12 protein-coding genes and 3 tRNA genes are annotated in these 12322 nt (G+C 69.9%); 7 read left to right on the top strand and 8 right to left on the bottom strand.

Going from position 1 to position 12322, the window contains the following annotated elements:
- Positions 1 to 48 precede the first annotated feature (48 nt).
- Together HG542_RS33170 and HG542_RS33165 are read left to right on the top strand one after the other, a co-directional pair.
- Positions 49 to 123: transfer RNA gene (locus tag HG542_RS33170), tRNA-Asp, on the top strand.
- A gap of 115 nt (positions 124 to 238) precedes the next feature.
- Positions 239 to 415 carry a DUF6274 family protein gene (locus HG542_RS33165; RefSeq protein ID WP_171088089.1) on the top strand — a complete coding sequence of 59 codons (177 nt, stop codon included), beginning with the start codon at positions 239 to 241 and terminating at the stop codon, positions 413 to 415.
- Between the two features lie 390 nt (positions 416 to 805).
- Here the strand turns inward: HG542_RS33165 and bldC are convergent, their stop codons facing one another.
- Together bldC and HG542_RS33155 are read right to left on the bottom strand one after the other, a co-directional pair.
- A complete protein-coding gene (gene bldC, locus HG542_RS33160; protein WP_003949541.1) occupies positions 806 to 1012 on the bottom strand; it encodes a developmental transcriptional regulator BldC in 207 nt (68 codons plus the stop codon).
- Between the two features lie 484 nt (positions 1013 to 1496).
- Entirely contained in the window at positions 1497 to 2342 is an 846-nt protein-coding gene (locus HG542_RS33155) for a DUF8083 family protein (protein WP_171088087.1), read from the bottom strand.
- A 202-nt stretch (positions 2343 to 2544) separates the two neighbouring features.
- On the opposite strand from HG542_RS33155, the gene HG542_RS33150 reads away from it, so the two are divergent.
- On the top strand, positions 2545 to 3666 hold the full coding sequence (locus HG542_RS33150) for a Leu/Phe/Val dehydrogenase (protein ID WP_171088085.1): 1122 nt from the start codon (positions 2545 to 2547) through the stop codon (positions 3664 to 3666).
- Between the two features lie 319 nt (positions 3667 to 3985).
- Positions 3986 to 4246: a DUF3073 domain-containing protein gene (locus tag HG542_RS33145; protein WP_171088083.1), complete on the top strand. Its 261-nt coding sequence runs from the start codon at positions 3986 to 3988 to the stop codon at positions 4244 to 4246.
- Positions 4247 to 4413: 167 nt separating this feature from the next.
- Here the strand turns inward: HG542_RS33145 and purM are convergent, their stop codons facing one another.
- The 6 genes from purM to purS all read right to left on the bottom strand — a co-directional run bounded on the left by purM (position 4414) and on the right by purS (position 11234).
- A complete protein-coding gene (gene purM / locus HG542_RS33140; protein WP_171088081.1) occupies positions 4414 to 5481 on the bottom strand; it encodes a phosphoribosylformylglycinamidine cyclo-ligase in 1068 nt (355 codons plus the stop codon).
- Positions 5482 to 5526: 45 nt separating this feature from the next.
- The gene (gene purF / locus HG542_RS33135; protein ID WP_171088080.1) at positions 5527 to 7044 is read right to left on the bottom strand and encodes an amidophosphoribosyltransferase; all 1518 of its coding nucleotides are present in this window, start codon (positions 7042 to 7044) and stop codon (positions 5527 to 5529) included.
- Positions 7045 to 7156: 112 nt separating this feature from the next.
- Positions 7157 to 7945 carry a maleylpyruvate isomerase family mycothiol-dependent enzyme gene (locus tag HG542_RS33130; protein WP_171088078.1) on the bottom strand — a complete coding sequence of 263 codons (789 nt, stop codon included), beginning with the start codon at positions 7943 to 7945 and terminating at the stop codon, positions 7157 to 7159.
- Between the two features lie 120 nt (positions 7946 to 8065).
- Positions 8066 to 10315 (bottom strand): phosphoribosylformylglycinamidine synthase subunit PurL, encoded by a 2250-nt coding sequence (gene purL / locus HG542_RS33125; RefSeq protein ID WP_171088077.1) that lies wholly within the window; start codon positions 10313 to 10315, stop codon positions 8066 to 8068.
- A complete protein-coding gene (gene purQ / locus HG542_RS33120; protein WP_171088075.1) occupies positions 10312 to 10992 on the bottom strand; it encodes a phosphoribosylformylglycinamidine synthase subunit PurQ in 681 nt (226 codons plus the stop codon). Before purQ ends, purL begins: the two co-directional genes overlap by 4 nt.
- On the bottom strand, positions 10989 to 11234 hold the full coding sequence (gene purS / locus HG542_RS33115; protein WP_006604673.1) for a phosphoribosylformylglycinamidine synthase subunit PurS: 246 nt from the start codon (positions 11232 to 11234) through the stop codon (positions 10989 to 10991). Before purS ends, purQ begins: the two co-directional genes overlap by 4 nt.
- A gap of 328 nt (positions 11235 to 11562) precedes the next feature.
- Between purS and HG542_RS33110 the strand changes: the two genes are divergently transcribed.
- The 3 genes from HG542_RS33110 to HG542_RS33100 all read left to right on the top strand — a co-directional run bounded on the left by HG542_RS33110 (position 11563) and on the right by HG542_RS33100 (position 12218).
- Positions 11563 to 11880 (top strand): histone-like nucleoid-structuring protein Lsr2, encoded by a 318-nt coding sequence (locus HG542_RS33110; protein WP_171088072.1) that lies wholly within the window; start codon positions 11563 to 11565, stop codon positions 11878 to 11880.
- 150 nt (positions 11881 to 12030) lie between these two features.
- Positions 12031 to 12102 (top strand) — tRNA-Gly (locus tag HG542_RS33105).
- A 44-nt stretch (positions 12103 to 12146) separates the two neighbouring features.
- Positions 12147 to 12218: transfer RNA gene (locus HG542_RS33100), tRNA-Gly, on the top strand.
- The last annotated feature ends 104 nt before the right edge of the window (positions 12219 to 12322 follow it).

The following is a 12322-nucleotide window of genomic DNA, read 5'->3' as shown; positions in this document are numbered from 1 at the left end:
TGCTGTAGAGTCGTTCACGCAACGCCGCGAGAGCGGAAAGTGCAGCAAGGTCCTGTGGAGCAGTTTGGAGTGCTCGCCACCCTGTCAAGGTGGAGGCCGCGGGTTCAAATCCCGTCAGGACCGCATGAGTTGAAGGCCCGGATCCATTGGATCCGGGCCTTCTTGCACATGGGCTTGCAACTCAACCTTGACTGGGACACGTGCCAGGGGTACCCAGTCAGTGGGAGGTGCTGCCCCCATGCCCACGACCATCCGCACCGACGCCGCTCGGCATGAGACGCGGGCGCTGCTGCGCGCCCATCTCGCGGCCGCGTCGGGCTATCGCCATCTGACCAGACACTGCCCGGTCTGTCACCGCCTCCTGCGGCTCGCCCAGGAGGCGGCCGACGCGGTGCCGGAGCAGAACGCTTCCTGACCGCCGGCACCGCGGCCAACGGCGGCCGCTCCCGCGGCAGTCGGGCTTCACTACCGCAGCAGCACGGCGCATTCAAGAAACCTGCGCTGTGATGGGAGTCACGTAAAGAGTTCCCACGGATGGGGAACTCGCACCCTCCGGACAACCAGTCAATTTAATATGTGCAATTGCACTGCCCTGCAGAGGCCGTACGACGGCAAGGGTGACGGCATAAAAAGATCGCGCTGGGCCCGGCGGAGCCCAGCGCGATCGACGACTCGCCCAAGTCGGTGGGCAGGGAACCTGTTGGGGCAGGCGCCCTCGTCGTTTTGCTGCTTGGTGAAGCTGTGGTGCCTGAGTGGGCGGCGTCCGGGTTGGGGGCCCCGGTCAACACCCGTTCATTTCAGTTGTTCAGGCCTCGCTGCGCTGCTGCGGAATGCCCGCCAGCAGGGCGCGGACCTCCGCTTCGCGGTAGCGCCGGTGTCCTCCGAGCGTGCGGATGGACGTGAGCTTGCCTGCCTTGGCCCAACGGGTGACCGTCTTGGGGTCCACGCGGAACATCGTGGCAACCTCAGCCGGGGTCAGCAGCGGCTCGGCATCAGGGGTGCGAGCGGTCATGAGCGGCCTCCTCGGGAGAACCGAACCATCACGTCGGTTCTTTCCTCTAAATTCTGCACCTTGACCCGCGTTGCCCGAAATGGCGGACGCGGGCCGAGTCGGTTATAGGACGAACGGCTTGTCCTCGGCACTACAACTACACCATCTGTCCAGCCACGTCGGCCAAACCGATGGAATTGCCCTCTCAGGTGTTCAACCTCGACGGAAGCCGACCGACCGTGCCATAGCGGACAGTCACGCCACCGTGACGATCAGTCACAGCGGGATCAGGGGTCACCAGACCCGCCAAGGAGTGCAATACCGATCTATCCGCCCTTAGTTGGACGGAAGGAGCCCTTCCCGGACTCCTTGTCCTATTTTGCCACGGCGATGGGCGATGGGCGCAAGACCTGACGAAAGTGCGTTAGGTCACGGTTGCCGCAATGGCCCGGATCGGGACCTAGGTCCTGGGGACACCCTGCCAGACCCGCGGTCCCGATCCCGTTCAGTTGGCGAACTGGCGGTCCCGCACGGCCCGCCAACGCTCCGTCAGCCGCTCGTAGGCCTCTCCGGCCCGCGCCCCGTCTCCCGCCCGCAGCGCCGCCAGCCCCTCCTCGGTGTCCGCCGCGGAGCGGTCCTCGGCGAGGTGTGCCTCCGGAACCATATGCACCAGCCCGCCGTAGTCCAGCTCGACCAGCGACCGCGGATGGAATTCCTCCAGCCACCGCCCCACATCTACCAGGCCGTCGATGAGCGGCCCCTCCTCGATGGTGTCCCGGAGCGTGCGCAGCCCCCGGGCGACCCGGCGCCGGGCCTGGACCATAGGGGTGCGGTAGCGGAGCACGACCTCCTCGCCGCCCGGCTCGCCCTTGCCGTACTCCCGCTCCTCCCCCGAGAAGAGGACGAACCAGCGCAGCGGCACCTGCCACGTCGCGGTGCGGATCCACGGGCGGGCGTCCGGGTTGCGCTCCTGCCAGCGCTCGTAGTCCGCCTGCGCCTGGCGGCGGACCACCGGGGGCAGCGCCGCGTCCAGCACCGGCGCCGGCAGCCGCGCCGCGAGATCCTCCAGCGCCAGCCAGCCGCGCAGCCGGGTGCGCCAGGGGCAGACGCAGACGACGCCGTCCACGACCGCCACAAAGGCGTCCCCGCTCTCGTGCACCGGGACCGGTACGGGCGGGGTGGGCAGCAAATCGGCCAGCGAGCGGCGCAGTTCGTCCTGGGCGGAGGGCAGAGCCGTCCGGCGGGCGTAGCGGGCCCAGTGCGAGCGCTCCGGTTCGGGGAAAGCGCCCAGCGGCTCGTAGACCCGCAGGTATGCCGCGTACGGGACGGTCACCGACGACGCCAGGCCCACGCTCGCTCCCTCAAGCCGCTGGAGAAGGGGGAGTTGACGGGCGCCCTCCCCATACGGTCCAAATCGTCCCACGGCGCCGGACCACGGGAGGGTGATCCTCGGCACGGGACCGGTCCACGGGCCTGCCAGGCCCTACCCTCGTGCCAACCGGCCCTCCGCCACCCCGAGGAGGGCGACCGACGCGACATATGGAGTCACCACCGTGGCTGACGTACGTCCTCTTCCCGGCGCCGCCGACGGCGTCCTGCACAGCCTGTTCACGTCCGACCAGGGCGGTCATGAGCAGGTCGTGCTCTGCCAGGACCGCGAGACCGGCCTCAAGGCCGTCATCGCCCTCCACTCCACCGCCCTGGGCCCCGCCCTCGGCGGCACCCGCTTCTACCCGTACGCCTCCGAGGAGGAGGCCGTGCAGGACGCGCTCAACCTGTCACGCGGCATGTCGTACAAGAACGCCATGGCAGGGCTCGAGCACGGCGGCGGCAAGGCCGTGATCATCGGTGATCCCGAACAGATCAAGACCGAACAGCTGCTGCTCGCCTACGGCCGCTTCGTGGCCTCGCTCGGTGGGCGTTACGTCACCGCGTGCGACGTCGGCACCTACGTCCAGGACATGGACGTGGTGGCCCGCACGAACCGCTGGACCACCGGCCGCTCTCCCGAGAACGGCGGCTGCGGCGACTCGTCCGTGCTGACCGCCTTCGGCGTCTTCCAGGGCATGCGGGCCGCCGCGCAGACGCAGTGGGGCGAGCCCACGCTGCGCGGGCGCCGGGTCGGCATCGCCGGCGTCGGCAAGGTCGGCCATCACTTGGTCGAGCACTTGATCACGGACGGCGCGGAGGTCGTGGTCACCGACGTCCGGGCGGACGCGGTCGCGCGCATCACCGCCCGCCACCCGCAGGTCACCGCCGTCGCGGACGCGGACGCGCTGGTCCGCACGCCGCTCGACGTCTATGCCCCCTGCGCCCTGGGCGGCGCGCTCGACGACGCCACCGTGGCCGCCCTGACCGCCACCGTGGTCTGCGGCGCCGCCAACAACCAGCTCGCCCATCCGGGCGTCGAGAAGGACCTCGCCGACCGCGGGATCCTCTACGCGCCGGACTACGTGGTGAACGCCGGTGGCGTGATCCAGGTCGCGGACGAGCTGCACGGCTTCGATTTCGACCGCGCCAAGGCCAAGGCGACGATGATTTTCGACACGACGTTGGCGATATTCGACCGGGCACAGGCCGACGGCATCCCGCCGGCCGCCGCGGCGGACCGGCTCGCCGAGCAGCGCATGGCCGAGGCACGCGCCTCTGTTCCCCGCCAGGCCGAGCACCGCTAGCCCGACCGGGTGAACGGTGCCCGCACAGGGGTCCCCACAGAAGGCCGCCGGGAGGTGGGAAAGGAGAGATCCCTCTCACCTCTCGGCGGGTCGGCGCCCAGGACACGTTAAAATCGCAGCTGACCAGCGGGGACAGGGCGCCTCGCCGGTTGTGCTGCGTGGCACGTCATGCGGGCGACGTACCGTATGGCCGCGGAAGCAGGTACCGTTGAAGCCCTACAGGCCGGACACCTATCCCAGGGGTCCGCTCTGACTCATGAACGTGAACGCGTGTCAAGACTCTGGGGCCGTCGAGCCCCGTCAATGAGGGGGTCGAGCCATGGGGCGCGGCCGGGCCAAGGCCAAGCAGACAAAGGTCGCCCGCCAGCTGAAGTACAACAGCGGCGGGACCGACCTCTCGCGTCTGGCCAATGAGCTGGGCGCAACGCAGCCGTCGAAGCAGCCGCCGCAGAGCGAGCCGCTCGAGGACGAGCTGGACGACGACCCGTACGCGCAGTACGCGGCGCGTTACAACGACGAAGAGGACGAGGACGAGCACAGCGCGTCGTCCGATCAGTCCGTCTATCGTCGCCGCGCTTGACGCGCTGACATTCCTCACAGACCCGGTCCGGGGCCATCCGCCTCGGGCCGGGTCTGTGCTGTCCTTCGGGTGCGGGTCCGCTGTGGCTGGTCGCGCAGTTCCTCCCCCGGCTATCGCTGGGGGAGGTGCCCCCGGCGCCCCTACGGGGCACGGGGCTACGGGACTCGTCAGCTCGCGTACTCACCCGTCAGGGTCACCGCTTCCTCGTGGTCCCCGCGGTCCACGATCTCGCCCGCCACCCACGCGTCGACATCGCGGTCCGCGAACGTGGCCAGTGCCACGTCCACCGATTCCTGCGGGACGACGGCGATCATGCCGACGCCCATGTTCAGGGTCTTCTCCAGCTCCGGCCGCTCGACCCCACCGAGCCTGCCGACCACGTCGAAGACCGCGTCCGGTGTCCAGGTCGACCGGTCGACGGTCGCGTGCAGGCCGTCCGGGATCACCCGGGCCAGGTTGTTGGCGAGTCCGCCGCCCGTGATGTGCGAGAAGGCGTGCACCTCGGCCGTCCGGGTCAGGGCCAGGCAGTCGAGCGAGTAGATCCGGGTCGGCTCCAGCAGCTCCTCGCCGAGGGTGCGGCCGAACTCCGGGACCTCCCGGTCCAGCTCCCAGCCGGCCCGGTCGAAGAGCACATGGCGGACCAGTGAGTACCCGTTCGAGTGAAGTCCGGAGGAGGCCATCGCGATGACGGCGTCACCCTCGCGGATGCGCTCGGCACCCAGCAGCCGGTCCGCCTCGACCACGCCCGTGCCCGCGCCGGCCACGTCGAACTCGTCCGGGCCCAGCAGGCCGGGGTGTTCGGCGGTCTCGCCGCCGACCAGGGCGCAGCCCGCGAGGACGCAGCCCTCGGCGATGCCCTTGACGATCGAGGCGACCCGGTCGGGGTGGACCTTGCCGACGCAGATGTAGTCGGTCATGAACAGCGGCTCGGCGCCGCAGACGACCAGGTCGTCCACGACCATGCCGACCAGGTCGTGGCCGATGGTGTCGTACACGCCCATGCGCCGGGCGATGTCGACCTTGGTGCCCACGCCGTCGGTGGCGGAGGCGAGCAGCGGGCGCTCGTACCCCTTGAGGGCCGAGGCGTCGAAGAGGCCGGCGAAGCCGCCGAGGCCGCCGACGACCTCGGGGCGGGTGGCCTTCTTCACCCACTGCTTCATCAGTTCGACGGCGCGGTCGCCCGCCTCGATGTCGACGCCCGCGCTTGCGTAGCTGGCACCGGTGGTCTCAGACATTGCTGGGAACTTTCGTGTCGTTCGATACTGCGGGGCTGCGGAGCGCTACGGGCGGCGCAGGGCGTCGGCGGCGTCGTGGCCGCCGGCCAGCTCGGTCTCCAGGAGGTGCTTGCCGAGCCGCTCGGGGTCGGGCAGCTCCATCGGGTACTCGCCGTCGAAGCAGGCGCGGCAGAGGTTCGGCTTGGCGATCGTCGTCGCCTCGACCATGCCGTCCAGGGAGATGTAGGCCAGCGAGTCCGCACCGAGCGACTTGCCGATCTCCTCCACGGTCATGCCGTTGGCGATCAGCTCGGCGCGGGTCGCGAAGTCGATGCCGAAGAAGCACGGCCACTTGATCGGCGGGGACGAGATCCGGATGTGGACCTCGGCCGCACCGGCCTCGCGGAGCATCCGGACCAGGGCGCGCTGGGTGTTGCCGCGGACGATCGAGTCGTCGACGACCACCAGGCGCTTGCCGCGGATGACTTCCTTGAGCGGGTTGAGCTTGAGGCGGATGCCGAGCTGGCGGATGGTCTGCGAGGGCTGGATGAAGGTCCGGCCGACGTAGCTGTTCTTCACCAGGCCCGAGCCGTACGGGATGCCGCTCGCCTCGGCGTAGCCCACGGCGGCCGGGGTCCCGGACTCCGGGGTCGCTATCACCAGATCGGCGTCGGCCGGGGCCTCGGCGGCGAGCCGGCGGCCCATCTCCACACGGGAGAGGTACACGTTCCGGCCGGCGATGTCGGTGTCGGGACGGGCGAGGTAGACGTACTCGAAGATGCAGCCCTTGGGACGGGCCTCCGCGAAGCGGCTGCTCCGCACGCCGTTCTCGTCGACGGCGACGAGCTCACCGGGCTCGACCTCGCGCACGAAGCTGGCGCCGACGATGTCCAGGGCGGCCGTCTCGGAGGCCACCACCCAGCCGCGCTCCAGGCGGCCGAGCACCAGCGGGCGGATGCCCTGCGGGTCACGCGCGGCGTACAGCGTGTGCTCGTCCATGAAGACGAGGGAGAAGGCGCCCTTGACGTCGGGCAGCACCTTGGTGGCCGCCTGCTCGACGGTCAGCGGCTTGCCGTCGTCGTCGGTCTGGCCCGCGAGCAGGGCCGTGACCAGGTCGGTGTCGTTGGTCGCGGCCACCTGGGTGGCGCGGCCGTTCTCCCGCGGCAGGGCGGCGACCATCTCGGCGAGCTCGGCCGTGTTGACCAGGTTGCCGTTGTGGCCGAGCGCGATCGAGCCGTTCGCCGTGGCCCGGAAGGTGGGCTGGGCGTTCTCCCACACCGAGGCTCCGGTGGTGGAGTAGCGGGCGTGACCGACCGCGATATGGCCCTGGAGGGAGCCGAGAGAGGTTTCGTCGAAGACCTGGGACACCAGTCCCATGTCCTTGAAAACGAGGATCTGGGAGCCGTTGCTCACCGCGATGCCCGCGGACTCCTGTCCACGGTGCTGCAGCGCATACAGCCCGAAATAGGTGAGTTTTGCGACCTCTTCCCCCGGAGCCCAGACACCGAAGACGCCGCATGCGTCCTGGGGGCCCTTTTCGCCGGGGAGCAGGTCGTGGTTGAGTCGTCCGTCACCACGAGGCACACCTTGAGTCTATGGCAGGGACGAGGTTCATCCGAACCGGGGACGGGCGGGATGTCTCACACCACGCTGAGCCACGCATTGCGCACAGCGCATCACGGGCAGCGTCATCTCCTCAGCCGAACAGGGGGAGTTGCTCGGAGATGTCCGCCCGTTCGCCACTCGCAGTGACGGATGCTGCTGCCACCGCTTCCGCCCAGGCAACGCGCCCCGCGGCGAGGCGGATCCAGGTCAGGGGGTCGGTCTCCACGACGTTGGGCGGGGTGCCGCGGGTGTGCCGGGGGCCCTCGATGCACTGGACCACCGCGAAGGGCGGGACACGGACCTCCACGGAGCCGCCGGGGGCCCTGGCGGCCAGGGTGTCGGCGAGCAGGCGGGTGGTGGCCGCCAGGGCCTGGCGGTCGAAGGGGATCTCCGTGCCGAGGGCGTCGGCGAGATCGTCGGTGTGGACGACGAGTTCGGCACAGCGGGTGACCAGGAAGTCGTCCAGGCGCATGGCGCCGGAACGGACCGCCAGGAGGCGGTCCGCGGGTGCGACGGCGGTCAGTTCGGCGAAGCGGGCTGCGATGCCGTCGAGGAGGTCGAGCGGCTTGGTGTCCGCGGCCGTCTTCCGGGCCACTTCGTCGGCGTGCGCCGCCAGTTGCGCCGTCGCGGACGGCCACTCCACCGGGGTCATCTCGCGGGCCGGCGCGGCCGGGGCTTCGAGGGTGCGGTTGACGACGCCGACGGTGAGAGGGATGTGGGTGACGAGCTCGCGCACCGTCCACCCCGGAAGGCGGGTGGGCAGGGCGAGTTGGCCCTCGCCGAGACCGGCGACGGCGGTCCGCACATGCTGCAGCTGCGCGGTGACGGCTGCCGCCAGCTTGGCGGAATCGTATTTACGGACACGCTGAGTTGGAGGCATGGCCCCAGCGTAGGGGCCGCCCCCGACAATCCCCGGCAGCCGTGCCGGAGCGATGGGGCACGGCTGGTCGGGGGCGCCGTGCACAGTTCGGCACCCCCAACCCGCTTGTGCCGCAGGCGACTACGCCAGCAGTGCCGGAATCGTCGCCTCGTGCGCCTCGCGCAGCTCCTCCAGGGGGAGGCTGAACTGGCCCTGGACGTCGACGGAGTCGCCGTCCACCACGCCGATCCGTACCGCCGGCAGGCCCCTCGCCTCGCACATGTCCGTGAAGCGGAGCTCCTCGCTGCGCGGGACCGAGACGACGGCACGGCCTGCGGACTCGGAGAAGAGCTGCACGAACGGGTCCGTCCCGTCCGGGAGGACGAGGCGGGCGCCCTTGCCGCCGCGCAGGCAGGACTCCGTCACGGCCTGGATCAGGCCGCCGTCCGACAGGTCGTGCGCCGCGTCGATCATGCCGTCGCGCGAGGCCGAGATGAGGATCTCGGCGAGCAGCCTCTCGCGTGCCAGGTCCACCTTCGGCGGCAGTCCGCCCAGGTGGTCGTGGACCACCTGCGACCAGGCCGAACCGCCCAGTTCCTCGCGGGTGTCGCCCAGCAGGTAGAGCAGCTGGCCCTCCTCGCGGAAGGCCATCGGCGTACGGCGGTTGACATCGTCGATGACACCGAGCACCGCGACCACCGGGGTGGGGTGGATGGCCGTGTCACCGGTCTGGTTGTACAGCGAGACGTTGCCGCCGGTCACCGGCGTGCCCAGCTCCAGGCAGCCGTCCGCCAGGCCGCGGGTGGCCTCCGCGAACTGCCACATCACCGCCGGGTCCTCGGGCGAGCCGAAGTTGAGGCAGTTGGAGATGGCCAGCGGCCGGGCGCCGGTCGCGGCGACGTTGCGGTACGACTCCGCGAGCGCGAGCTGCGCACCCGCGTACGGGTCGAGCTTCGCGTAGCGGCCGTTGCCGTCCGTGGCGACGGCGACACCGAGGTCGGTCTCCTCGTCGATGCGGACCATGCCGGAGTCCTCCGGCTGTGCCAGCACCGTGTTGCCCTGCACGAAGCGGTCGTACTGGTCGGTCACCCAGGACTTGGACGCCTGGTTGGGGGACGCGATCACCTTCAGGACCTGCGCGCGCAGCTCCTCCGGGGTCTGCGGCCGCGGCAGCTTCGCCGCGTCGTCCGCCTGGAGCGCGTCCTGCCAGTCGGGACGGGCGTACGGGCGCTCGTACACCGGGCCCTCGTGGGCGACGGTGCGCGGCGGGACGTCGACGATCTGCTCGCCGTGCCAGAAGATCTCCAGCCGTTCGCCGTCGGTGACTTCACCGATGACGGTGGCGATGACGTCCCACTTCTCGCAGATCTCCAGGAAGCGGGCGACCTTGCCGGGCTCGACGATCGCGCACATGCGCTCCTGCGACTCGCTCATGAGGATCTCCTCGGGCGAGAGGGTCGCGTCGCGCAGCGGTACGCGGTCGAGTTCGACGCGCATGCCGCCCGAACCGGCGCTGGCCAGCTCGCTGGTGGCGCAGGACAGGCCCGCGCCGCCGAGGTCCTGGATGCCCTCGACGAGGTGCTCGCGGAACAGCTCCAGGGTGCACTCGATGAGGAGCTTCTCCTGGAAGGGGTCGCCGACCTGGACGGCCGGGCGCTTCGCCGGACCGGTCGAGTCGAAGGTCTCCGAGGCGAGGACGGACACGCCGCCGATGCCGTCGCCGCCCGTGCGGGCGCCGTAGAGGATGACCTTGTTGCCGGCTCCGGAGGCCTTCGCGAGGTGGATGTCCTCGTGCTTCATCACGCCCACACACAGGGCGTTGACCAGCGGGTTGCCCTGGTAGCAGGAGTCGAAGACGACCTCGCCGCCGATGTTGGGCAGGCCCAGGCAGTTGCCGTAGCCGCCGATGCCCGCGACGACGCCGGGCAGCACCCGCTTGGTGTCGGGGTGGTCGGCGGCGCCGAAGCGCAGCGGGTCCATCACGGCGACCGGGCGGGCGCCCATGGCGAGGATGTCGCGGACGATGCCGCCCACGCCGGTGGCCGCGCCCTGGTAGGGCTCGATGTAGGAGGGGTGGTTGTGCGACTCGACCTTGAAGGTGACCGCGTAGCCCTGGCCGACGTCGACGACGCCGGCGTTCTCGCCGATGCCGACGAGGAGGGCGTCGTTCTCGGGGGCCTTCTCGCCGAACTGGCGCAGGTGCACCTTGCTCGACTTGTACGAGCAGTGCTCGGACCACATCACGGAGTACATCGCGAGCTCGGCGCCGGTGGGCCGGCGGCCGAGGATCGCGCGGATGCGCTCGTACTCGTCCTGCTTGAGGCCGAGTTCGGCCCAGGGCTGGGCGGTGTCCGGGGTTTCGGCCGCGTGCTTGACCGTGTCCAGGCTCATGCGTTGACCAGCTTCTTGAGGAGCGAGGTGAAGAATCCGAGCCCGTCCGTGCGGCCGGTGCCGATCAGCGGCTCCACGGCGTGCTCGGGGTGCGGCATCAGGCCGACGACGTTGCCCGCCGCGTTGGTGATGCCGGCGATGTCGCGGAGCGAACCGTTCGGGTTGCCGTCGAGGTACCGGAAGGCGACGCGGCCCTCGGCCTCCAGCTCGTCGAGGGTGCGCTCGTCGGCGACGTAGCGGCCGTCGATGTTCTTCAGCGGGACGGAGATCTCCTGGCCCGCCTCGTAGTCGGCGGTCCAGGCCGTCTGCGCGTTCTCCACCCGCAGCTTCTGGTCGCGGCAGATGAAGTGCAGGTGGTTGTTGCGCAGCATCGCGCCGGGCAGCAGGTGCGTCTCGGTGAGCACCTGGAAGCCGTTGCAGATGCCGAGGACGGGCATGCCCGCCTTCGCCTGGTCGATGACGGACTCCATCACGGGCGAGAAGCGCGAGATGGCGCCCGCCCGCAGGTAGTCGCCGTAGGAGAAGCCGCCGGGCAGGACCACGGCGTCGACCTGCTTGAGGTCCTTGTCGCGGTGCCACAGCGGCACGGGCTCGAGGCCGGCGATCCGGACGGCGCGCTGGGTGTCGCGGTCGTCGAGGGTGCCGGGGAAGGTGATGACTCCTACGCGTGCGGTCACGAGTCGACCCGCACGGTGAAGTCCTCGATCACGGTGTTGGCGAGAAACGTTTCCGCCATCTCGTGGATACGGGCGAGGGCGGCGTCGTCGACCGGACCCTCCACCTCGAGTTCAAAGCGCTTGCCCTGACGGACGTCGGCGATCCCCTCGAAGCCCAGGCGTGGCAGTGCGCGCTGCACCGCCTGCCCCTGCGGGTCGAGGATCTCCGGCTTGAGCATGACGTCGACTACGACGCGTGCCACTGGCACTCCCGGTGTGTGGTGCGTGAGCTGAAGCGGTGAGCCCACAGTACCGCCCCGAAAAATCTACGCGCATAGATATGCTGGAACCATCCGGCGTGTTTTCGCGTCAGCACCGACGACACCCGGGAAAAAATTCCGGAAAAAAGCCCGGCGGTCACCCGGTTCTCATTGCACCGCCCGGCCCGGACGGAATTAACTGGGCTTCACCCCGCAATGCCCTTTGCTGTACAAATGAATATGTATTGGCCGAGAACACGTCGGCAAACCATAGAAACCCCAGCATCGCCGCAGGTCAACGCGGCGATACCGGCCGAAAGGACCGATTTCCGTGGCGCAGCGCGTAGTGGTCACACTCTCCGACGACATCGAGGGCGGGGAAGCCGCGGAGACCGTCGCCTTCGGGCTCGACGGCAAGTCGTACGAGATCGACCTGAACACAGCCAATGCGAAGAAACTGCGAAAGCTGCTGGCGCCTTACGTGGCGGCCGGCCGCAAGAAGTCGCGGTCGGGGCGTGTCTACCGCCGCACGTCCGTCGCCCCGGACCCGGCGGCGGTGCGCGCCTGGGCCCGCTCGCACGGGATGGACGTGCCGCCCCGCGGGCGCATCCCCAAGAAGGTCTACGAGGCGTTCAACGAGGGGGCCTGACCGCCCCCGGCCCCCGCGGCGCCCGCCCGCTCCCGCCCGGCCGGACCCCCGGCCGGGCACCGATTTGCCAAGCACCCCCGGTGATCAGCTAGAGTCTGGATCAACGCCGAGGGGCAAGTCCGGGAAACCGGGCGGCACTTCGGAGGTCATGCGGGTGTAGCTCAGTAGTAGAGCGCCCCCTTTCCAAGGGGGAGGCGCAGTGTGCGATTCCTGTCACCCGCTCTGACCGTTCACCGGCCGCATCCGCGGCCGCGTCGGACGGACATGCGGGTGTAGCTCAGTAGTAGAGCGCCCTCTTTCCAAGAGGGAGGCGCAGTGTGCGATTCCTGTCACCCGCTCTCATCGCTTACCGACCACTCCTCGGAGTCCGGTACAGTGGTGTTCGCGCCGCCCGGTGAGAGCCGGTCGGAGGCATTGCGGACGTAGCTCAGTTGGTAGAGCA

It is taken from the genome of Streptomyces morookaense, assembly GCF_013030945.1.
GTDB lineage: Bacteria > Actinomycetota > Actinomycetes > Streptomycetales > Streptomycetaceae > Streptomyces > Streptomyces morookaensis.
Note: the sequence above shows the minus strand (reverse complement) of the source record. Positions and strands in the feature narration are given on the sequence as shown.

Excerpts from the sequence above, each read along its gene's own strand:
- HG542_RS33165 (WP_171088089.1), top strand. The coding sequence starts at position 239 with ATGCCCACGACCATCCGCACCGACGCCGCTCGGCATGAGACGCGGGCG.
- HG542_RS33145 (WP_171088083.1), top strand. The coding sequence starts at position 3,986 with ATGGGGCGCGGCCGGGCCAAGGCCAAGCAGACAAAGGTCGCCCGCCAG.
- HG542_RS33130 (WP_171088078.1), bottom strand. The coding sequence starts at position 7,945 with ATGCCTCCAACTCAGCGTGTCCGTAAATACGATTCCGCCAAGCTGGCG.
- purL (WP_171088077.1), bottom strand. The coding sequence starts at position 10,315 with ATGAGCCTGGACACGGTCAAGCACGCGGCCGAAACCCCGGACACCGCC.
- purM (WP_171088081.1), bottom strand. The coding sequence starts at position 5,481 with ATGTCTGAGACCACCGGTGCCAGCTACGCAAGCGCGGGCGTCGACATC.
- bldC (WP_003949541.1), bottom strand. The coding sequence starts at position 1,012 with ATGACCGCTCGCACCCCTGATGCCGAGCCGCTGCTGACCCCGGCTGAG.